Raw genomic sequence first — 19,164 nt, forward strand, 5'->3', positions numbered from 1 at the left:
GGCGGTCACCGGTCGACGGCCTGGGCTGCGGGCGGTGCCAGGCGCCTCAGTACGACGTCGAGCAGCACCCGGGCGCCCATGATCAATTGGTCGTCGTCCGTGTGTTCTCGCGGGTTGTGGCTGATGCCGCCGCGGCTCGGGACGAAGATCATGGCGGAGGGGGCCATGCGGGCGATCATCTGGGCGTCGTGTCCGGCGCCGGACGTCATGCGGCGGTGGCTCAGGCCGAGCCGCTGCGCAGAGGCTTCGATCGCATCCGTGAGTGCGCGGTCGAAGACCACCGGCTCGAAGCGCGCCAGCTGTTCCGTGCCGATCGTCACGCCCTCGCGCTCCGCGATCGCCGCCAGGAATGCCGCCAGGCGTTTCTCGGCGGCTTGCAGGCGCGCCTCGTCCGGATCGCGCAGGTCCACGGTGAAGGTCGCCTTGCGCGGGATCACATTGATGACGTTCGGCTCGAAGCGCATGCAGCCGACGGTGGCCAGCGTCGTGCCGTTGGAAGCGACGGCCAGCTCGCGCAGGAAATCGGCGATGGCGCAGGCGGCCCAGCCGGCGTCGTGGCGCAGGTGTGTCGGCGTGGTGCCGGCATGGTTGGCGTGGCCTTGCACGGTCACCTGCTGCCAGGAGATGCCTTGCAGGTTCTCCACGACCCCGATCAGCGTGTGTTCCGCCTCCAGGATCGGCCCCTGCTCGATATGCAGTTCCAGGTAGGCATGAGGGACCCGCGCGCCCGGCGCCATGTCGCCCGCGTAGCCGATGCGTTCGAGCTCGTCGCCCAGCCGCGTGCCATCGGTGCCGATGGTGTTCAGCGCGTCCTCCAGCGCAAGGCCGCCCGCATACACCAGCGAGCCCATCATGTCGGGCTGATAGCGCACGCCCTCTTCATTGGTGAAGGTCCCGATCGTGATCGAGCGGCGGGGCCGGATGCCTGCCTGGCGGAACGCGCGCGCCACGGCCAGTCCGGCGAGCACGCCGTAGCAGCCGTCCAGCGCGCCGGCATGGGTCACGGTGTCGATGTGCGAGCCGATCATCAGCGGCGCTTCGCTGCCTGTGTCGGTCTCGGAGCGCAGGGTGCCGAAGAGGTTGCCGATGCGGTCGACGCGGACTTCGAGATCGAGCTCCCGCATCCATCGCACGACCAGGTCGCGGCCGGCCTTTTCGTTGTCGGTGAGCGCGATGCGGGTCCGGCCGCCGACGTCGGGGGCCGCGCCGATTTCGCCGAGCGCGCGCAGTTGCGCCAGGAGTCGGGCGCCATCCAGCTCGATGTCAGGATGGGTCACCTGGGGTGCCTGCATGAATCCTCTCCCAATGGATACTGAACGCTTCCGCGAGCGCGCCGGCGGCGCGCGGAGGCAAGCGCTGATGCCGAAATGGTAGGGCGCGGGGCGCGCAAGATCGCCCTTGTTCTCGCCGTGCCAAGGCAACAAAGATGTGAATTGGGGGCGGGAAGTGAAACGGCGTTGCATGCGTGGCGGCCGGCGTCCGGCGTGCCTGGGCATGCCGGCGTGCGTGTGCCGCCTCCGGCTGTGTCGAGCGCCCGCTTGCCATGGCGCGAGTGTCGTTCCGGCCCTGCACGGGAACGGCGTCCTGATGTAGATTACCGGGGCTCGGCTGCCTGGATGCTAGGCCGCGCCCGCGCAAAAGAACAAGATGTCGAGGTCCCGACAATGGAATTGGATAGCTACGATCGCAAGCTCCTGCGCCTTCTGCAGGAGAACAACAAGCTGTCGCAGCGCGACCTCGCAGAGGCGGTGAGCCTTTCTGCCTCGGCGGTCAACCGGCGGATCGCGGCGCTGGAAGAGGCCGGGGTCATCCGCGCCAATGTCAGCGTCGTCGATGCCGCGGCGCTTGGGCGGCCCATCACGATCCTTGTCGGCGTGAAGCTGGAGAACGAGCGTCTGGACCTGCTCGACGAGGTCTGCAACCGCTTTGTATCGCGGCCTGAAGTACAGCAGGTCTACTACGTCACCGGGGATTTCGATTTCATGCTCGTGCTGAACGTGCGCAGCATGACCGAATACGAAGCGCTGACGCGGGAACTGTTCCTGGTTTCCGGAAACGTGAAAAGCTTCAAGACCCACGTCGCCATGCGCCAGGCCAAGGTGACGCTGAATGTGGCGATCGACTGACCGGGTGCGGCCTGCGATCGGCGCCGCCGTCGCGGACCCCGGGGCACGAAAAAAACGGCGACGCTGTCCGTCGCCGTTCCTCTGCTCGCATGCGCAGCGTGACAGGGTCTGCCCGATGCGCGCTTACCGGGCTTCGGAGAAGAAAGAACGGAGCATGGCGCGCCGCGCTGTTCCCGTCCTGGCCCTTTGATGGCCAGGTGCCCTGACGCTCATTTCGGCTGTTCGCGCGCGAAGTCGACGTCGCTGTCCAGTGCCGCCTTGGCGACCTCGTAGAAATACGCCGCCCCCGTGCCCAGCACCGCGTCGTTGAAATCGTAGGCGCTGTTGTGCAGCGGCACCGAGCCGGTTTCACCCGTGGCGCCGTTGCCGATGAACACGAACGCGCCCGGCACCTGCGTCAGGAAGGCCCCGAAGTCTTCCGAGATCATCATCGGGGCGATATCCGCCGAGACCCGGGATGCCCCCACCACCCGCCGGGCGGCGGCGACGGCAACCGGGACGCACGCCGGCCAATTGACCGTCGGCGCAAACTCATGCGTGTACTCGAACTCGCATTCCGCCTGATGCGCGCGGCAGATGCCTTCGCAGATCGCGCGCATCCGGTTCTCCAGCAGCGTCTGCACGTCGGGGTTGTAGCTGCGCGTATCGCCCTTGATCACGACATGCGAGGGGATTGCGTTGCGGATGCCGTCGGTGATGAATTCGGTGCAGGAAACGACCGCCGGCTGGCTCGGGTCCACGTTGCGCGAGACGACCGTCTGCAGGGCCAGCACGATCTCGGCGCCGATGACCAGCGGGTCGGCGCCCATGTGCGGCCGCGCCGCGTGTGTGCCGCGCCCTCTGATCCGGATGACGAAGTTGTCCTCGCTGGCCATGATCCCGCCGACCCGCGTGGCGATGGCACCGGCCGGCATGCCGGGCATGTTGTGGGCGCCGAACAGGGCGTCGACCGGGAAGCGATCGAAGAGACCATCCGCCATCATCGCCTTGGCGCCGCGCCCGTGCTCCTCGGCCGGCTGGAACACGAAGCGGACGGTGCCATTGAAGTCGCGCCGCTCGGACAGCAGCCTGGCGGCCCCGAGCACCATCGCCATGTGGCCGTCGTGTCCGCACGCGTGCATCTTGCCGGGGATGCTCGACGCATGGGCGCGGCAGCCGGCGTTTTCCGTGATATTCAGCGCATCCATGTCGGCGCGGATGCCGACCGCGCGGCCTCCGGTCCCCACGGTGAGATTGGCCACGAGCCCCGTCCCGCCGATGCCCCGATGCACGTCGAGGCCCATCCCGTGGAGCGCTTTGGCGACATAGTCGGACGTCTGCTTCTCTTCGAAGCCCGTCTCGGGATGCTGGTGCAGATGATGGCGCCATTGGGCCATCTGCGTGTGCAGTTCGGAAGGGTGGCTCATATCGGTCGGGGACTCCGCTGTGTGCTCGTTTGCCTGGGCGCGGCGTGCGCTGCGTGATACGAGTCTATCGGGGTGCGGCACACGCCTTGCCCGAGTTGGTGCTGTTTTTTGCAACAACGGGGCGTTCTGCGGGGGGCTTCCGGTATTTTGTTGAGTTGGCTGTGTGGCAGGTCGGGGGCGGGGCTGCGCCATTGACTGGGCCAAAGATGCGGCGTGAGGCTTGTGTTTCCAAGGCTGTTTCGGCGAATGCCGGACTGTGTGACGCCGATGTCGCGGGCTTGCCTTGCTGCGCCCGGAGGGTCTTTGCGGCGTTGGTAACAGCAACTGTCGATCTAGCGAAGCAAACTGAAAAAAGGCCAATTTGTCGCCATGGAAATAGCGAAGTTATGTGAAAAAAAATGGCGAAGATGATTGCAATGCCAGGCGAGCCACCTAGAGCGTGTCATGCACTTTTCGCGTGCGGCAACCTTTCAGTCATCAAATGACTGGTGGGTCAACGCGTCAGTCGGCTACGCCATGAAGTGGTAGTTGCAATGACAGAGCGTACGCCACGACTGCGATGAGCTTGTGTAGTAGTTGACGTTCCTGCGGCTTAAGGTCCGTGAGCATGAGCTCGAACAAATGGCTCTGGGCCTCGCGAAGCTCGTCTACGGAGAAGGACTCGTCTTCAAAGAGGTTCGAGATTCGCGTCAGAAAGAAGGAGTCCTGCCGCTTAACAAGCGAAGACACCATCGGGAGTTCATCGTATTCGATCTTGCCTATGACAACAGGGTTGTTCTTGACCTTGTTGCCGATGCCAATTACCAGGTCGTATGACATAGGTGAAGCTTCACGTTCAAGTGCCGGAGATCAGTGCGGCATGGACAAGCATGAGCATGCTGAATATGACAAAGTGCAAGTCGGCCAACGTCTCTGGCAAGCGCTCGCAATCGCGCGCGGCAGCAGGCGCCACGGAACTCCGGCGCGCGCCAGCCAGCGCAAGCCATGGTGAACATCTCGCGCAGATCGTACATGCGCTGTGGAGCTTTGGCGTCCATCAGCGACAGGTATGCCACCGCGAAACCCCACTCTTCGTCTGAGACGTCTGTCGGATATGGTTTTTGCGATTTGTTTGCCATCCTCCTCCAACCACGCCTCGGCCAAGAAGTGCATAACACGCTCTAGAAAGAGGGCGCTGCGGACTACCCGACGGCGCGCCCCGATGATGTCACCCAGCGCATCGTATCATTCGCCGCCCTGCATGGCAGGGAGGGCCGGCTGCGAGGGCTCGAATCCAGTGAGTCCTCGGCCGCGATGGCTCCTATTGCTCGAGCGACCACCCTTGATTGTCCACGTTCTTCTCGTCGCGGTAGATCCACCGCGCACCGCAGGTGGGGCATGCGAACGTGCTTACCGTGACGGCAACTGCCTTGGACGACTTGATGCGTTGCGTGTCGGTGATTCTTAGCAAAGCATGGCCTGGCGCGCCGCGTCTACGGACTTCGATGGTCAGGCAAGCCGAGCAGAGTGTCATGCCGATCTCTCTCAAATGACGCGGGCCCACTGTAGCGCGCTGGCTTGTGATGGGTTGCCGCGTTGGAAAAGGATTCGTTCAGCCGTACTGTCTCCAGGCTAGACGCCAAAGACTGGGGCACCATACTTCAACAGTAACTGCTCGATCTGGCTCATGTCATCCGTGCGCGGTGTCCGGTCCTCCGTGACGCGCGACGGACCGCCATACACGGCAGCCACATGCCGGCGCACCGTCAGCACTTCATTGACCGGTGGCGCGATGATGACTGCGGCGCCTGGCTCGTGCCGATAGCTGCCATCCTTCCAGCCCTCGGGCGTCAGATGCAGTTCTTCCCATTCATCGCAAACAGACATGGTGATTTCCTTCTCGTTGAATTCGAGGTAACGCAGTGTCGCTGCAGCAAGCGTGAAAGTCACGCCAGGCGACTTGCACGGCTCAGTTCTTGTGACGGGAGGCGAGACGCGCGATGGCAGCCCTTCCCGCACGGCGGGCCGCATTTCTTGCGCGTGCTTCCGTGCCATGGACGCTTGGGCGCATCGAGACGTTGGCTAGGATGCGCTCCATACCGTCTCTGTACTCACTGATGAGGTAGGTGGCAAACCAGACGCCTGGTTCTTGTTCAATCGGGTACACGGACACCGTGTATGGGGAGTCGGTTCGGTTCAATACACTGCAATGTTTCGGGCGATCGCTCAAGGCAGGCGTGGTGCGGGTGTATGCAAGCCGCTTCCTGCTGATGAGGTCCGCCACGATGGGTCAGGCCAATGCCTTCGCGTCATGCATACAGGCGCATGGCGCAAGCGATTGGCGGCGAGGTGACCGTACTTGCGTAGGCGGACACGCCTAGTACATGCGTGCCGGCTACGGAGCGGACAAGCCGCCGGTCAGATAGGTGATGGGCCGCGTGGCCCAGGATGATTCGGGTGTACGCCCGACGGGTGGCCGACGCTGCGTAGTGTCTTCTTGCTCGGCACCCGGCCCGATCCATTTGATGAACGGGAAAAGGTTGCGCATGGTAGCAGCTTCTCGCAGTCACTGCTTGACGCGAGCCGGAATGGCTCGGTACTGCGTGAGGCCATCGTGCGCTTGACCTCGGTCATCGTAAGGATGCCGGCACGTCTTTGACGTGCAACGACTCCCCTGACACGGGTGGCAACGATCTGTTCGCTCATTTCTCCGAGATCCAGGGCAATGGGGTCAAGTCACTTCAGGAAGGGCAGAAGGTTCGTTATGTTGTGGGTGTGGGCCAGAACGGCCCGACTGCTACCAAGATTGAGCCGGTCTGATCAAGCTCACCTGCCAACAAGAAACCCCGCCACGCGGGGTTTTTTTGTCTGCCGCATATCGCGGTAGTCGCGCCAGACATGCCGCGTAGTCACTACAGATGTCCTTCCTAGCCCGCCCGCAGGGGGGCGTATCACACGGCAGAGCGAGCGTTTACCTGGTACTTCAACACGCCCTTGTCTGTGAGCAGGGACACTGTGCTGCGCAGTGCTTCGGAAGATAGTGACGCCTGCCGTGCGCAGATCGGAGTAGAGTGAGGCACTGACAACAGTGGGGCGGATCATGGGCCCCGGCGCAAGAGAATTTCGACCTGCACTCACGATCAACGCGTCGGCTGACGCCTCCCACGCCTGATCGAGCCCTCCAGCCTGTCATCCTCGCCAGTTCCGCCCATGGCCGCTTGCCCGTTGAGGACTCTGTTCGCGAGGCGTGTCATGGAGATCCGTGATGCTCAATCTTGTCGAGTTTGCTAAGCCAGTGCTGGACGAAATTACCGGGCAGGATGTGCGGACTTGGAGCGTAGGGCCGGGCGCGCTGGAGGCAAACTGGCAGATACCTGAACTTGGCAGCCGGATCTGGCGGGCGAGAACGCTGAGGATCGCATTCACGCAGGATGTCACGGATCAGTTGATGCACGCAGATCGGCAAGACTTATGTCAGTTGCAGTGTGTGCTTGATCGCTTTCTACGGGCGCGCTTGGGCATGCATGCCGAGGCCGGTCTGGACGGCCAGATGATCGTGATCACCGTCGATCGTCTTGCGGTGGACGCATAGCATCCTGGGCCCATCAATGAGATCGCCACATCAAGTAGGACCATCGATGCCCCACAGGGCTTCGGCAATACCTACCATCGGTTGGAGTCATTCATGAACGCAAGCCCGTCAGCCACATACAAAGGTTTCGATCTTTATCCGCTCGTGTACAGGACCGAGCCTGTTCAACCTCGGCCGAAAACGCGTCCCGACCGCACCTTCGATGCGTCCGTGGTGATCTGCCGCGAAGGTCATCAGCCTGGAACCGAGCACTCACGCGTTTTTCGCGTGACAGTTTCTTCCTGGGAAAACGTCGGCACGGCGAGACGGGGTGCGCTGAAGTTCGGTGAAGACGTCATCAATGGGTTGGTGCCTGGCGAGTCTGTGGCATCCCTGTAATTTGCGCGGCGTGTTTCTTGGTCTCGGTACTTTCGGGCCATGAAGTTGGAGAGATGTGCTGCGTGAGCGATCAGCCTGGACACAAGATGATTCACACATCCAACAAGACGAGCTTCCTCTGTACGCTTCCCGGAGCGGCAAGCGGTATGGCGTACTCCATCACGGTTGGCTTTATCGACCCTGAGCACCCGAACTGCGTGCAATTCACCAGCTTTGTGGGCGAAGGGAGACGGTCCTTCAGGGTGGTGGCGAGCGAGCCAGACCTGCCATCCGCTGCCATGTGTAGCGTCGAAACCTTTTGCCGCTTGGCCATCGGGCAAGTGATCCGGGACAGCCTCTACGCTAAGACCGTCGAGGGTCACCATACCCTCGACATGCGCGTACAGCCATGGGAGGGGGAACTCAGGCCGGCGGGATCGCGTAGCGCGCAAAGGCCGCTGCGCCCGCACTCACTTGGCTGAGCGCGGATTGCCAGTCCAATGATGACTGCGGGCGCCAAGTGGAATTGTCGAGCGTGCAGCGCGTGTCAGGATTGCTGCCGTGGATCGGGCAGTCGACGAATGGAGTGCGACGTCAATTGCCCGAACTGCGATGCGTTGGCAAACCTCAGTGCTGCAGGCACCGATGTGGAACTGGTCCAACTCAGCTCCTGAGGTGAGCGGGGGCGAGTCAAGCCGTTGTAGCGATGGGGACGTACGAACCATTGCCCATGGAACGGTGGTTCCGTGGGGAAGTGGAAGTCCGACCGCCGCCTTGCTCGCAAGGCGAACGACGCTGCATGGCCGGGAGCGGTCGGTTCGTGCGCTATCGACCCGTGTCGTCCACCGACCTCAAGCGGTTGCCTTCCATTGCACGACTGTTGCCCAGCTAACCGCGTGTTCGCCTTGACATGCATCCCCGAGCGCTCAGCATTCATTCCAACGGCTGTCGGGGTCCTAGCGTTCCCAGCGTGAGGCGTTGTCGGCAAGCATTGCTAACCTCACCGCACCCCGCGGAAGATATTCCCCTTTTTCGAGGGTGAAGCGCGTATGCTGGGGACTGCCACTTGGCAAGCAACGCAATAGGAGTATCACCATGGCCAAGAGTCAATTGCGCAGCAACCGCGAAGCCAAGAAGCCTAAGCAACCGAAGAAATCTGCGGTGCCCGCGACTCCGTTGAGCGCGGTTCAATCGCGGGCCGGGCACGAGGGTGGCACCAAGAAGAAGACGTGAATCGGGTTGGCCACAGACCTGCTATGCAGTGCCGACGCGTAAAGCGTGACGTTCCCTATCGCGAATCGAACCTCCATATTGAAAGTTGAAAGCGCAGACCGATTCGGGAGGCGCACCATGATCCACTACGACGCACATCAGACATTCCGAGGGCTTCCGCTCACGACCGAGCAAGAGGCGGAAGTCCGTCATTACTTGAACCGGCAGCGCCGGCTGGGCAAACCATGGAATACCCCGGAGTTGCGGGCGATGCTGAAGGACATGCTTCTGCCGCCCAGCGCCGAGGACGATGGCCAGAGCGACGCCACCCAGGAAGCGTCAACCGCTGCAGAACGCGCAGCGGCACTCGTGGATGAGGCCATGGAGCCAATTGAGGCCCACGAAGAATGGATCGCCGCCATGGAAACGGAGAACATGAAAAAAGATGTGCACTAGTCGTGCGCATCGGCGAGTTCCGGACCAAACGACAGCTTTGTGATTGCCCAGGGGACACCCGCGTCGCCCAAAGCCTGACGGCTCTCCACCAGGCTGCGGGTAGTTCGATGGAGGGGATGGAAAGCGCGTACAGTGGGGCGCCCCCCTTCAATGGAGATCGCTGTGGATGCCTATCCGACTTGCCGCTACAAGGGGTTCGATGTCTATCCCCTGATCTACCTGTTCGACCCGCCTCGTGAATGGCATGAGCGGCGTCCAGATCGAACTTACAGCGCCTCCGTGTTGATCTGTGTGGCAGGCGAGCCGCCGAGCGCAGAGCATTCCCGTATCTTCCGGCTGGAGGCTGACCAATGGGAGAACATCGGTACGGCCAAGCGTGCAGCAGCGAAGATGGCCGAAGACATCATCGACGGATTTGTGCCTGGTTCATCCATGATTTCCGAGTAGCCGCATCAGACCTGCGGCCAGTGCCGGCACTGCATCGCCCATTGCCCGCCTTCGCCGACGACCAAACGCCGCTGGAGGCAGGCAGCAGGAGGTCGTATGGTCCGCATGCGCTATGCGGTCAGTTTGACCTATGAAGTGCACGACCCGACCGCCGATTTCATCTTCAATTTCCACGCCGCGCAAACAGCACGCCAGACGGTCGTCACCGAGTCATTGCAGTTGACCCCAGCGTTGCCAGTTGAGCCGCACACGGAACCCACTCTGCTCAATCGACGCCTGCGTGTCCGAGCGCCCAAGGGGCACTTCTCCGCCAGCTACGCTGCAACCGTCGACATCGACCATCTGCTGACAGCGCCTGAGCAGCTGTTCGAAGTCCCCATCGCAGATCTCCCGCTTGACGTCATCACATACCTGGCCCCCAGTCGCTATTGCGAGTCGGATCGCCTCATGGAATTTGCGCTGCGGGAGTTCGGCGGTTATCAACGTGGGTACCCGCTTGTCATCACGATTCGGGACTGGGTCTGCAGCTACGTGCGATTTGCCCCTCAATCTACGAACGAGCGAACGTCTGCTGTCAGCACACTCGTCGAGCGAAAGGGCGTGTGCCGGGACTATGCGCACCTCATGATCGCCCTGTGTCGCGCACTGAGTATTCCGGCGCGCTTCTCAAGCAGCCTCGACTACGGTGCTGACCCGCTGCTGGGCCCCCCCGACTTTCACGCGTTTGTGGAGGTGTTTCTGGGGCAGCGATGGTATCTGGTCGATCCATCGAATGCCGCGGTGCCCATGGGACTCCTGCGAATCGGTACAGGGCGTGATGCGGCGGATGTCCCCATTGCCATGGTCTTCGGCAACGTCAAACCGTCGCGACCGCTGGTGGAAGTTCAGGCCGTGGCAAGCAACGCCCCGGGATTCAGCATGCCGATGGACACCGCACGGGGGATCAGCACGTGGTGAGGGAGGTGATCGCGACTCACCACTCGTCCGTTGCAGGAGGCTCATCTTCAACACCGAGGATGACGTCTATCGCTGCCCGCCCTGCCAACTCGCCAATCAAATGCGCCCAACGTCGTGAGAAGGGACCACCGTGGACTTTGATACGCTTGCCGATTGCCGCGATGCCGGGGGGCTGTATCGGGCCTTCGATACAAAACCACAAATCGAACATGTCCTTGGATGCGCCTACAAGCTCCATGTGAATTTGGTAACCACGGTATTCGGTCGTACGTGTCATCGCGCTACTCCCGTTGCTGGTCGCGATCGCCTCTGGAAGAGTAAGGTCTCGATCCTTTATCGGCACCGCCTAGAGCAGATTTGAATGTCCGCTCCTGGCCGACTGCCGCCCGATGCAGTCGGCCGTAGCCGACCCGGAACGGCTATCGCCAGAGAATGTGTCGCGGCTCCTGAGTATGCTCGGTTATCTGCGCAATAGCCGCGGTGCGAGCACGTCCGGGCCTCGGTGTGTCGGTACCGCTGGCGTGGGGCGAAATCGAGCACGATATCCGGCGATCCATGGAACATCGGCGACCTGCGCGACCGCCTCGATGCACTTGAAGGTAACCAGTAGGTCGGCTGCTCGAAATGCCGACAGCGCATCACCGTGATCATGCAACAGCGGCCCGCACGCGCGGAACGCACCCGTTTGAAGGGCGTCGCGTCATATTCACAAATAGCGGAGTTGGTTTAAATGCCTGCGGCCACTCGTACCTTTCCGTGCGTATTGGGTCCGTCCGGCTGGCTCTATTCGTGTCGTCTTCGTGCCCTCAACCGGGACTTGGCCTCGCAGGGCCCACCCTCGCTTCACACCTGTCATAGAGAGGCGTCATCGGGGCACCCCACGTTGCGGAAAGGCGTGGGCGTTTCAATTTCATAACAATCGCGACGCGTTTGCCGCAAAACCGGCAACCCGCCGATGCAGGTGCACGTCCTGCCAGTCCTTGCCCCAGGCCGCGCGGGCGGTGCGCTGCGGGCTGTGTTCGTACCCCACGTAGCGTGTGGCACTGCGAGATGTTTCAAGCCTGAGACAACTTCGGGCCGCTTTTGTGTCTGGCGCGCCGTCCATTGCGCGCAGACCCATGTGCATCAAGGTATTCGGGCACATGGCCTGCATATTGCAGCATGGTTGGCACGGCAACAGAGCACGATTGCCGTATAGAAAGATGGCTGGAAGGAATCGGCGGCGGCCGAGCTGCAGGAATCGGACGCCGACAGACAATCACGATCCCGCCGGCCGGACCTAGCGCAATAGCGCAATACCGGGGGAGTCATCATGTCAACACCATCGCCAGCACGAAGGCCCGACTGGGCTTGGCTCCGCAACCTCGCGGAGCCCGCGCGCATTCACCCGCTCCACACGCTGTAGCCCTGCGCTCACTGCGCATCCACCACGTGCTTTGCCGCCACGAGCGCACAGCACGCGGGGGCACCCGTGCGTCTTGCGGACACGTGCTGATCCTGTAACCAACGTGAGAGGAGGACAACCACCGCGAACCAGTACACATCCTGTTTCCAGTTGGGTTGCCCGCCTTTCTCGTGCATGACCGGCCGGGCACCGAAACGTACCTTTCAAGGAGTTTCAACATGAAAGCATTTGCACTCAAGACTGCCCTGGCCGCCGTGCTTTGTTCCGCTGCCGCAGTTGCATCGGCCGCATCGACCAGTTCCTCCTTTGGCGTGTCGACCACGGTCAATGCCATCTGCGTCATCAATTCGGCCGGCGCGTTGACCTTCGCTGCCTTTGACCCGAGCCAGGGCGCGCAGGCATCGACCTCGTCGATCAGCGTGAACTGCAGCAACACCACGCCGTTCAACATCAGCCTCGATGCGGGCGCCGGGCCGAGCGCCACGGTGGCCAGCCGCGTCATGACGAGCGGCGGCAATACGCTCACCTATTCGCTGTTCCAGGACTCGGGGCACACCTCGGTCTGGGGCAACACGGTGGGCACCAACACCGTGGCAGGCACGGGGGCCGGCATGGCACCCGCCAACGCGATCACCAAGACGGTCTACGGCCTGATTCCAAGCCAGCCGAACACTGTGCCGGGCAGCTATGCCGACACCGTGACCGTGACGGTGACGTACTGAGCCGACCACCGTGAGAACAACGTCCACAACGTCCATAACGCCCTTTGGGGGGACCATCATGAAAACATCTGCCATCAAAGCCCTCGTGGCCATGGCGCTGGGTCTGACGGCGGTGGCGGCCTCGGCCGCGACCACCACCACGACCTTCAGCGTCTCGACCACCGTCAATGCCACCTGCGTTATCAACTCGGCCAGCGCGTTGACCTTCGCCGCCTTCGACCCGAGCCAGGGCGCCCAGGCATCGACCTCATCGATCAGCGTGAACTGCACCAACACCACGCCGTTCAACATCGGCCTGAATGCCGGCACCGGCACCGGCGCCACAGTGGCCAGCCGCGTCATGACCAGCGGCGCCAACACCCTCACGTACTCGCTCTACCAGGACTCGGGGCATGCCTCGGTCTGGGGCAACACGGTGGGCACCAACACCGTGGCGGGAACGGGGGCGGGCATGGCTGCCGGCAACGCCATCACCAAGACCGTCTATGGCCTGATCCCGAGCCAGCCGAACACCGTGCCGGGCAACTACGCCGACACCGTGACCGTGACGGTGACGTACTAACGCCGCTGCAGGGCTCCGGGCACGAGCCCGGGCCCGAATGGCGCTTGCACAAGACACAAGATCTGACGGAGGAACCATGTCAATTCTGCCCATCCGACAACGTCTGCGCCGACTCGCCATGGGGGTGGCGGGCGCAGGCATCGGCCTGGCATGCGTGTTCGCACAGGCCGCAAATTTCACGGTGACCCCGGTGCGGGTCGAGCTCTCCCAGCAACGGCCCAGCGCCGCGCTGACGGTGAAGAACGAAATGACCGACGAGTCCGTGGTGGTGGAACTGCGCGCCGTGGCATGGACGCAAAACAGCGGCGAAGACGTCTACGCCCCTGCACAGGACCTGCTGGCGACGCCACCGATCTTCACGCTGGCGCCGGGTGCCACGCAGGTGATCCGCGTGGGCCTGCGCCACCCGCCCGCCGACGACCGCGAAGTGAGCTACCGCCTCTTCCTGCGCGAAGTGCCGCCGCCGCCCAAGCCGGGCTTTGCCGGCGTGCAGATCGCGCTCGAAATGCGCTTGCCCGTCTTTGCCAAACCACGCACGCCTGCCGCACCGCAACTCAAGTGGCGGGCCGAGCCGCTGCCGGACGGCGCGCTCGCGCTTTCCGTCACCAACGACGGCAACGCGCACGCGCAGGTGGCCAATCTGGTCGTCACGGCGCCGGGTGCCGAGCGGCCGGTCGCCACGTACCCTGAATTCGCCTATGTCCTGCCCGGGCAAACGCGGCGGCTGGTGCTCCAGCGCGGCCCCGACGCACGGGCGCTCACAGGCGGCACGCTGCATCTGAAGGCGTACTCCGATGCCGGCGACATCGATTCGGCCCTGGCGCCCGAGACCCGCTAAGGCGTTCATCGCCCTGGCGATCGCGGCAACCGCCTTATCGGGAGCAGGCATGACACTCGCAAACGACGCGCCGACGCCCAGCCGCACCGCCGCCAGCGATGTCGCCGAGCTGCTGCTGCAGTTCGACCTCAACCAGCAGGGCCTGGACGACACCGTGTTGTTGCTCAAGACCAAGGGCGGCGAGCTGTATGCATCGGCAGAAGACCTCAAGCGCTGGCGCCTGCGCCAGCCAGAGGCGACACCGCTGGCCCACAACAACGAGGCGTTCTACCCGCTCAAGGCCATCACGGGGCTGTCGTATCAGCTTGACGAGACGCTCTTGACCGTGGCGGTGACGGCACCGGCGCAGGCCTTCCTGCCCAACGCCTTCGACGAGGCGAACAAGCCGGTGGCGCTCAGCCTCAAGCCCGGCTTTGGCGGCTTCCTCAACTACGACCTGCTGGCAGAGCACGCCACGGGCCAGACCCGCTCATCAGGGCTGTTCGAGGCCGGTATCTTCAACGGCTTGGGCGTCGGCGTTGCCAGCTTCGTGGCCAACAGCGGCGACACTGACCACCGGCTCATCCGCCTGGAAACCACCTGGACCAAGGACCTCCCGGATCATCTCTCCAGCGTACGTCTGGGCGATTCGATCAGCCGGGCCGGCGCGTGGGGGCGCAGCGTGCGCTTTGGCGGCATTCAATACAGCACCAACTTCGCCGTGCAGCCCGGCTTTGTCGCATTGCCGCTGCAGAGCATCGGCGGGCAGGCCGCGCTTCCATCGACCGTCGATGTCTACGTCAACAACGTGCTGAGTTCACGCAAGGACGTCGCACCGGGACCGTTCTCGATCACCAACGTGCCCGTGGTGACGGGGCAGGGCGACGTGCGCGTCGTCGTGCGCGATCTGCTGGGGCGCGAACAGGTGATCAGCGTGCCGTTCTACGCGAGCGCCAGCCTGCTTGCCAAGGGGCTGCACGATTTCTCGTACGAAGCCGGCGCCGAACGCAGGAACTTCGGCACCGATAGCAACGACTATGGCCGGGCCTTCGCCGCGGCGACCCATCGCCTCGGTTTCACCGACTGGCTCACGGGCGAGGTTCACGCGGAATCCCAGCTCGAACGTCAGACTGTCGGCCTCGGCACGGTGATGCTGGCGCCGTCGGTTGGCGTTTTCAGTGCGGCGGCCGCTGCCAGTCGGGGACGGCAGGGCAGTGGAGGCCTCGTCTCCGTTGGCTTCGAGCGGCAGGCCAGCCCCGTCAGCGTGGGTGTGCATGCGCAACTTGCCAGCCCGCGCTTCACGCAGCTCGGGCTCGAACTGGACATGCCTGCACCGCGCCTGCTGAGCAGCGTGAACGTCGGCATGGCGCTGCCGGGCGGCGGCTCGCTGGGGCTGGCCTATGTCTACCTGGACAACCGCGATGGCCATCCGACCCAGCTCGCCTCGGCCAGCTATGGCACGCAGCTGGGGCGCTTCGGGTTCATCAGCCTGGCCCTCTCCAAGACGCTGCATCAGCCCGGCGGCCTGATGGTCGGCCTGAACTGGACGCTGCCGCTGGGCGAGCGTACTACCACCTCCATCAACATGACCCAGCAACAGGGCCGCACCGAGGTGCAGGCGCAAGTGCAGCAAGGACTGCCGCCCGGCGATGGCTTTGGCTACAGCGTGCGGGCCAGCCAGCTCGGCGCGTGGGACGCCGCCCTGAACGCACAGAATCGCGTCGGCACCTATCTGCTGGAAGCCGCCGGCGATCGTGGGCAGACGGGCGTGCGGATGGGGGCCTCGGGCGGCATCGCGATACTCGATGGCCTGCACCTGAGCCGCCGCATCTCCGACAGCTTTGCCGTGGTCAAGGTGCCCGATTTCCCCAACGTACGGATCTATGCCGACAACCAGCTCGTCGCCAAAACCAACGCCAGCGGCGAAGCGCTCATCCCCCGCCTGCGTGCATACGAAAAGAATGCGATTTCGCTCGAGCAGTTGGATCTGCCCTTCGATGCGAAGGTCGGGACCCTGTCGCTGGACGCGGTGCCGTACTACCGCAGCGGCATGGTGCTGGATTTTCCGGTCACGCATGCGCATGACGCGCTGATGACGCTGAAGTTGGAGAACGGCAGCGACCTGCCTGCCGGCGCCACGGTGCAGATCTCCGGACAGAAAGAGGCGTTTCCGGTCGGTAACGACGGCGTGGTCTATCTCACCGGGCTGGCAGCGCAAAACCGTCTGCAAGCCAACTGGCGCGGACAGTCGTGTGATATCTCGGTGCCATTCACACCGGGCGCCGACCCATTGCCTGATCTTGGCATTTTCGTTTGCAAAGGAGTCCGACCATGACACGCTTCCCAGACACGATGCGGCCGCGCCGCGTTTCTGCCCGGACGCTGTTGGCCGGTGCAGTGCTGGTCGCCCTGGCGTCATGGGCACCGGGTGCACTCGCCGTCAGTTGCAGCGTCAGCGCCAACGCGCTCAGCTTCGGCGCGTACAACACCACCAGCAACCTCACCGGCACGACCACCGTCACCATCACCTGCGGGGCGTGGGGCGGTGCCTCGTCGATCAACTATACGTTGTCGGCCAGCGTCGGCTCCGGTACGTATGCCAACCGACAGGTACTCAACGGCAGCAATGTCATTGCGTACAACCTGTACACCACCTCCGCCGACACCAGCATCTGGGGCGATGGAAACGGCGATGGAACGGTCACGCTCTCCGGGACGGTGACCAAGCAGGTGGGCACCGTCAACCTCACCATCTACGGCAAGATCAACGGCGGGCAGAACGTGGTGCCGGGTAGCTACGCGACGACGATACCGATTACGGTCACGTTGACTTATCAATGACGTAGCACGTGTCCCGCACCGACGCCGTCGGGCGGCCCGAGTTCATGCAGTTTGAAAGGAAGGAAGATCATGGAACAGCGGACCTCCAAACACACCGCCCGCCCGTGCCCGCAACCAATCGGCAACACGGACTTGTGTCGCCTCTACGGTATCGTACTGGCGCTTTCGTGGCTGGCGGCACCGATTGGCCCTGCACTTGCCAAGACCACCACGAGCCACCTTGCCGTTGGCGCTTCGGTGCAGCCGTACGCGCATGTGAGCGCGACACAGCCCAGCCAGCTCATCATCGTCAACAAGGATGTCAACCTCGGCTACGTGAACGTACCGAACGGCAGTAACCCCAGCGGTACACAGTTGACGCTCAAAACCAACGACCGCGCGGGCTATACACTGGTGTTCCAGGTAGCGCCCTCTGGGCAGGCGCTGTTCAGTTCGATCCAAGTCTTTGGCCTGGGGACGACGGTCACGCTTCCAGCTGCCGGCGGCAAGGTCACGATGACTTTCCCTGGACCCACGGCCAGTCTGTCCCTCACGTACCGCTTCAATCTGGTCAACAAGCTGAAGGACGGAACCTATGCTTGGCCATTGACGGTCACGAGCCAGCCGAACTGATCGGCGAAGCCACGCAATGGCCCTGAGTTGCGCGCATGGGGCTTGGTCACGCTTGAATCGAATATACCGTACCGTTCCGGCCAGCCTGGGCGGAACGCGGCTCGCTGGCCCGCTTCTCAAGGGGGAACCCTTCGAAACGGCGCAAGCGATGCCTAGCGACTCGGTCCAAACCACATCAGCGTGTCGCAGCAAGTGGCCGCCTAGAACGTAGTCGCCGAGGCTTGCGGCTTTCGCTTCGAGCCTCTCCAGCTCATCCGAGCGCAACTGGCTCAGGTCGAATCGACAGTAGAGATTGCGCTGCCGAAAGGTGACCTTCGGTTGCGCCAGACCCGCAACTAGTGCCGCCAGCGATCTGACTTCGATACTTCAGGCCGGGGGCTAGTGTTTGTGCGATGCAGAAATGATCTAACCGAAGAAACACGGGAAGATCAGCCTTGGGAGAGGATCTAGGCGAATTTTGGCTGCATGACAACTTCGATAGTTTGCAGCCTACTTCGCTATTTTGAAATTTCCTTCGCTATGTCGACAAACAAGCCTCATCCACCCGAGCACAACCCCTCGTCTCAAGTTAAAATCTATCGGTACCCTCAGGCCGATTGATTGCCATGACGCTCACCGAACTCAAATACATCGTCGCCGTTGCACGGGAACGCCACTTCGGGCGTGCCGCCGAAGCCTGCTTTGTGTCGCAGCCGACGCTGTCGGTCGCCATCAAGAAGCTGGAGGATGAGCTTGCCGTGCAGATCTTCGAGCGCGGTGCCTCCGAGGTGAGCGTCACGCCGGTGGGCGAACAGATCGTCACGCAGGCCCAGCACGTGCTGGAGCAGACCATGGCGATCCGCGAGATCGCCAAGCAGGGCATGGATCCGCTGGCCGGCCCCCTGCGCCTGGGCGTGATCTATACGATCGGGCCGTACCTGCTGCCGGCGCTGGTCAAGCAGATGATCGACACGGTCCCGCAGATGCCGCTGATGCTGCAGGAAAACTTCACCGCGCGGCTGGTGGAACTGCTCAAGCAGGGCGAGATCGACTGCGCCATCATGGCCGAGCCGTTCCCGGAAGCCGGTCTGATGACGGTGCCGCTGTACGACGAGCCCTTCGTGGTGGCGGTGCCGCGCGGCCATGCGCTGGCCGGTTCGTCGGCGGTGGATCCGGAAGCGCTCAAGCAGCAGACCATGCTGCTGCTGGGCAACGGCCACTGCTTCCGCGACCACGTGCTCAATGTCTGCCCCGAGCTCTCGCGCTTCTCGCAGAACGCAGACGGCATCCAGAAGACCTTCGAGGGGTCGTCGCTGGAGACGATCCGCCACATGGTGGCCAGCGGCGTGGGGATCACCGTGCTGCCGCGCACCTCGGTGCCCGACATGCAGCCGGCCGCCGATCTGCTCGCCTACGTGCCGTTCCAGGAGCCCGTGCCGGACCGCCGCGTCGTGCTGGCCTGGCGCAAGAGCTTCACCCGCGTCGCCGCCATCGAGGCGGTGGCCAAGGCGGTTGCGCAATGCAGCCTGCCGGGCATCAAGCCGCTGCCTGTCACGCCGCTCGTCCACTGACGGAACCGGATGGCGCCGTCGCCTGGATGACGGCCATAGCGCACGCCTAATCGATAGATAAAAACAATCAAATTTCGAATTCTATAGGTCGTTTGTAGACTGCGTTCCATGGTGAGCCTGCCG

Annotated in this window: 23 protein-coding genes and 2 pseudogenes; 16 read left to right on the top strand and 9 right to left on the bottom strand. The window is 63.2% G+C overall.

What is annotated here, in order from left to right; genetic code table 11:
• Positions 1-5 precede the first annotated feature (5 nt).
• Positions 6-1,292 (bottom strand): Zn-dependent hydrolase, encoded by a 1,287-nt coding sequence (locus GO999_RS03430; RefSeq protein ID WP_071895424.1) that lies wholly within the window; start codon positions 1,290-1,292, stop codon positions 6-8.
• A gap of 372 nt (positions 1,293-1,664) precedes the next feature.
• Between GO999_RS03430 and GO999_RS03435 the strand changes: the two genes are divergently transcribed.
• Positions 1,665-2,126, top strand: coding sequence for an Lrp/AsnC family transcriptional regulator (locus tag GO999_RS03435; RefSeq protein ID WP_019718276.1), 462 nt, complete (start codon positions 1,665-1,667; stop codon positions 2,124-2,126).
• Positions 2,127-2,335: 209 nt separating this feature from the next.
• Here the strand turns inward: GO999_RS03435 and GO999_RS03440 are convergent, their stop codons facing one another.
• The 6 genes and pseudogenes from GO999_RS03440 to GO999_RS24595 form a co-directional block, all read right to left on the bottom strand.
• Positions 2,336-3,532: a M20 aminoacylase family protein gene (locus GO999_RS03440; protein ID WP_211906757.1), complete on the bottom strand. Its 1,197-nt coding sequence runs from the start codon at positions 3,530-3,532 to the stop codon at positions 2,336-2,338.
• Positions 3,533-4,033: 501 nt separating this feature from the next.
• Entirely contained in the window at positions 4,034-4,351 is a 318-nt protein-coding gene (locus GO999_RS03445) for a hypothetical protein (RefSeq protein ID WP_016723702.1), read from the bottom strand.
• Between the two features lie 117 nt (positions 4,352-4,468).
• Positions 4,469-4,650: pseudogene (locus GO999_RS24585) on the bottom strand (transposase); the annotation flags it as partial.
• A gap of 182 nt (positions 4,651-4,832) precedes the next feature.
• Complete coding sequence (locus GO999_RS24590) at positions 4,833-5,045, bottom strand: hypothetical protein (protein WP_021155182.1); 213 nt, start codon at positions 5,043-5,045, stop codon at positions 4,833-4,835.
• A 98-nt stretch (positions 5,046-5,143) separates the two neighbouring features.
• Positions 5,144-5,398, bottom strand: coding sequence for a hypothetical protein (locus GO999_RS03455; protein ID WP_028853600.1), 255 nt, complete (start codon positions 5,396-5,398; stop codon positions 5,144-5,146).
• Between the two features lie 82 nt (positions 5,399-5,480).
• Positions 5,481-5,711: an isochorismatase gene (locus tag GO999_RS24595; RefSeq protein WP_071654020.1), complete on the bottom strand. Its 231-nt coding sequence runs from the start codon at positions 5,709-5,711 to the stop codon at positions 5,481-5,483.
• 455 nt (positions 5,712-6,166) lie between these two features.
• Between GO999_RS24595 and GO999_RS03460 the strand changes: the two genes are divergently transcribed.
• From GO999_RS03460 to GO999_RS03490, 8 genes are all read left to right on the top strand, one after another.
• The gene (locus GO999_RS03460; RefSeq protein ID WP_080705192.1) at positions 6,167-6,331 is read left to right on the top strand and encodes a cold-shock protein; all 165 of its coding nucleotides are present in this window, start codon (positions 6,167-6,169) and stop codon (positions 6,329-6,331) included.
• A 445-nt stretch (positions 6,332-6,776) separates the two neighbouring features.
• On the top strand, positions 6,777-7,103 hold the full coding sequence (locus tag GO999_RS03465; protein ID WP_011002610.1) for a hypothetical protein: 327 nt from the start codon (positions 6,777-6,779) through the stop codon (positions 7,101-7,103).
• A 93-nt stretch (positions 7,104-7,196) separates the two neighbouring features.
• Positions 7,197-7,481 (top strand): hypothetical protein, encoded by a 285-nt coding sequence (locus tag GO999_RS03470; RefSeq protein ID WP_211906542.1) that lies wholly within the window; start codon positions 7,197-7,199, stop codon positions 7,479-7,481.
• Between the two features lie 86 nt (positions 7,482-7,567).
• The gene (locus GO999_RS24600; protein ID WP_028853598.1) at positions 7,568-7,942 is read left to right on the top strand and encodes a hypothetical protein; all 375 of its coding nucleotides are present in this window, start codon (positions 7,568-7,570) and stop codon (positions 7,940-7,942) included.
• Positions 7,943-8,555: 613 nt separating this feature from the next.
• On the top strand, positions 8,556-8,693 hold the full coding sequence (locus GO999_RS03475) for a hypothetical protein (RefSeq protein ID WP_162939065.1): 138 nt from the start codon (positions 8,556-8,558) through the stop codon (positions 8,691-8,693).
• 117 nt (positions 8,694-8,810) lie between these two features.
• Entirely contained in the window at positions 8,811-9,128 is a 318-nt protein-coding gene (locus tag GO999_RS03480; RefSeq protein ID WP_011002608.1) for a hypothetical protein, read from the top strand.
• A 150-nt stretch (positions 9,129-9,278) separates the two neighbouring features.
• Entirely contained in the window at positions 9,279-9,575 is a 297-nt protein-coding gene (locus tag GO999_RS03485) for a hypothetical protein (protein ID WP_011002607.1), read from the top strand.
• 96 nt (positions 9,576-9,671) lie between these two features.
• Complete coding sequence (locus GO999_RS03490; protein WP_019718283.1) at positions 9,672-10,532, top strand: transglutaminase-like domain-containing protein; 861 nt, start codon at positions 9,672-9,674, stop codon at positions 10,530-10,532.
• Between the two features lie 16 nt (positions 10,533-10,548).
• Here the strand turns inward: GO999_RS03490 and GO999_RS03495 are convergent, their stop codons facing one another.
• On the bottom strand, positions 10,549-10,809 hold the full coding sequence (locus GO999_RS03495; RefSeq protein ID WP_016723696.1) for a hypothetical protein: 261 nt from the start codon (positions 10,807-10,809) through the stop codon (positions 10,549-10,551).
• Between the two features lie 1,346 nt (positions 10,810-12,155).
• Between GO999_RS03495 and GO999_RS03500 the strand changes: the two genes are divergently transcribed.
• The 6 genes from GO999_RS03500 to GO999_RS03525 all read left to right on the top strand — a co-directional run bounded on the left by GO999_RS03500 (position 12,156) and on the right by GO999_RS03525 (position 17,491).
• Complete coding sequence (locus tag GO999_RS03500) at positions 12,156-12,659, top strand: Csu type fimbrial protein (protein ID WP_020425212.1); 504 nt, start codon at positions 12,156-12,158, stop codon at positions 12,657-12,659.
• A 58-nt stretch (positions 12,660-12,717) separates the two neighbouring features.
• Positions 12,718-13,221 carry a Csu type fimbrial protein gene (locus GO999_RS03505; RefSeq protein ID WP_049800444.1) on the top strand — a complete coding sequence of 168 codons (504 nt, stop codon included), beginning with the start codon at positions 12,718-12,720 and terminating at the stop codon, positions 13,219-13,221.
• Positions 13,222-13,339: 118 nt separating this feature from the next.
• The gene (locus tag GO999_RS03510; RefSeq protein ID WP_111374724.1) at positions 13,340-14,059 is read left to right on the top strand and encodes a fimbrial biogenesis chaperone; all 720 of its coding nucleotides are present in this window, start codon (positions 13,340-13,342) and stop codon (positions 14,057-14,059) included.
• The gene (locus GO999_RS03515) at positions 14,016-16,373 is read left to right on the top strand and encodes a fimbria/pilus outer membrane usher protein (protein WP_249215052.1); all 2,358 of its coding nucleotides are present in this window, start codon (positions 14,016-14,018) and stop codon (positions 16,371-16,373) included. Before GO999_RS03510 ends, GO999_RS03515 begins: the two co-directional genes overlap by 44 nt.
• Positions 16,370-16,879 carry a Csu type fimbrial protein gene (locus GO999_RS03520; RefSeq protein WP_011002601.1) on the top strand — a complete coding sequence of 170 codons (510 nt, stop codon included), beginning with the start codon at positions 16,370-16,372 and terminating at the stop codon, positions 16,877-16,879. The genes GO999_RS03515 and GO999_RS03520 overlap by 4 nt, the downstream gene beginning before the upstream one ends.
• Positions 16,880-16,948: 69 nt before the next feature.
• Positions 16,949-17,491 (top strand): hypothetical protein, encoded by a 543-nt coding sequence (locus tag GO999_RS03525; protein ID WP_019718288.1) that lies wholly within the window; start codon positions 16,949-16,951, stop codon positions 17,489-17,491.
• A 159-nt stretch (positions 17,492-17,650) separates the two neighbouring features.
• Here GO999_RS03525 and GO999_RS24605 read toward each other — a convergent pair.
• Positions 17,651-17,857: pseudogene (locus GO999_RS24605) on the bottom strand (PHA-granule associated protein 4); the annotation flags it as partial.
• A gap of 239 nt (positions 17,858-18,096) precedes the next feature.
• Here GO999_RS24605 and GO999_RS03530 point away from each other — a divergent pair.
• Entirely contained in the window at positions 18,097-19,041 is a 945-nt protein-coding gene (locus tag GO999_RS03530; RefSeq protein WP_016723690.1) for a hydrogen peroxide-inducible genes activator, read from the top strand.
• Positions 19,042-19,164: the final 123 nt, after the last annotated feature.

The sequence above is a fragment of the Ralstonia nicotianae genome (assembly GCF_018243235.1).
GTDB lineage: Bacteria > Pseudomonadota > Gammaproteobacteria > Burkholderiales > Burkholderiaceae > Ralstonia > Ralstonia nicotianae.

Coding starts and splice junctions, on each gene's coding strand:
- GO999_RS03430 (WP_071895424.1), bottom strand. CDS start 1,292: ATGCAGGCACCCCAGGTGACCCATCCTGACATCGAGCTGGATGGCGCC.
- GO999_RS03435 (WP_019718276.1), top strand. CDS start 1,665: ATGGAATTGGATAGCTACGATCGCAAGCTCCTGCGCCTTCTGCAGGAG.
- GO999_RS03440 (WP_211906757.1), bottom strand. CDS start 3,532: ATGAGCCACCCTTCCGAACTGCACACGCAGATGGCCCAATGGCGCCAT.
- GO999_RS03445 (WP_016723702.1), bottom strand. CDS start 4,351: ATGTCATACGACCTGGTAATTGGCATCGGCAACAAGGTCAAGAACAAC.
- GO999_RS24590 (WP_021155182.1), bottom strand. CDS start 5,045: ATGACACTCTGCTCGGCTTGCCTGACCATCGAAGTCCGTAGACGCGGC.
- GO999_RS03455 (WP_028853600.1), bottom strand. CDS start 5,398: ATGTCTGTTTGCGATGAATGGGAAGAACTGCATCTGACGCCCGAGGGC.
- GO999_RS03465 (WP_011002610.1), top strand. CDS start 6,777: ATGCTCAATCTTGTCGAGTTTGCTAAGCCAGTGCTGGACGAAATTACC.
- GO999_RS03470 (WP_211906542.1), top strand. CDS start 7,197: ATGAACGCAAGCCCGTCAGCCACATACAAAGGTTTCGATCTTTATCCG.
- GO999_RS24600 (WP_028853598.1), top strand. CDS start 7,568: ATGATTCACACATCCAACAAGACGAGCTTCCTCTGTACGCTTCCCGGA.
- GO999_RS03475 (WP_162939065.1), top strand. CDS start 8,556: ATGGCCAAGAGTCAATTGCGCAGCAACCGCGAAGCCAAGAAGCCTAAG.
- GO999_RS03480 (WP_011002608.1), top strand. CDS start 8,811: ATGATCCACTACGACGCACATCAGACATTCCGAGGGCTTCCGCTCACG.
- GO999_RS03485 (WP_011002607.1), top strand. CDS start 9,279: ATGGAGATCGCTGTGGATGCCTATCCGACTTGCCGCTACAAGGGGTTC.
- GO999_RS03490 (WP_019718283.1), top strand. CDS start 9,672: ATGGTCCGCATGCGCTATGCGGTCAGTTTGACCTATGAAGTGCACGAC.
- GO999_RS03495 (WP_016723696.1), bottom strand. CDS start 10,809: ATGACACGTACGACCGAATACCGTGGTTACCAAATTCACATGGAGCTT.
- GO999_RS03500 (WP_020425212.1), top strand. CDS start 12,156: ATGAAAGCATTTGCACTCAAGACTGCCCTGGCCGCCGTGCTTTGTTCC.
- GO999_RS03505 (WP_049800444.1), top strand. CDS start 12,718: ATGAAAACATCTGCCATCAAAGCCCTCGTGGCCATGGCGCTGGGTCTG.
- GO999_RS03510 (WP_111374724.1), top strand. CDS start 13,340: ATGGGGGTGGCGGGCGCAGGCATCGGCCTGGCATGCGTGTTCGCACAG.
- GO999_RS03515 (WP_249215052.1), top strand. CDS start 14,016: ATGCCGGCGACATCGATTCGGCCCTGGCGCCCGAGACCCGCTAAGGCG.
- GO999_RS03520 (WP_011002601.1), top strand. CDS start 16,370: ATGACACGCTTCCCAGACACGATGCGGCCGCGCCGCGTTTCTGCCCGG.
- GO999_RS03525 (WP_019718288.1), top strand. CDS start 16,949: ATGGAACAGCGGACCTCCAAACACACCGCCCGCCCGTGCCCGCAACCA.
- GO999_RS03530 (WP_016723690.1), top strand. CDS start 18,097: ATGACGCTCACCGAACTCAAATACATCGTCGCCGTTGCACGGGAACGC.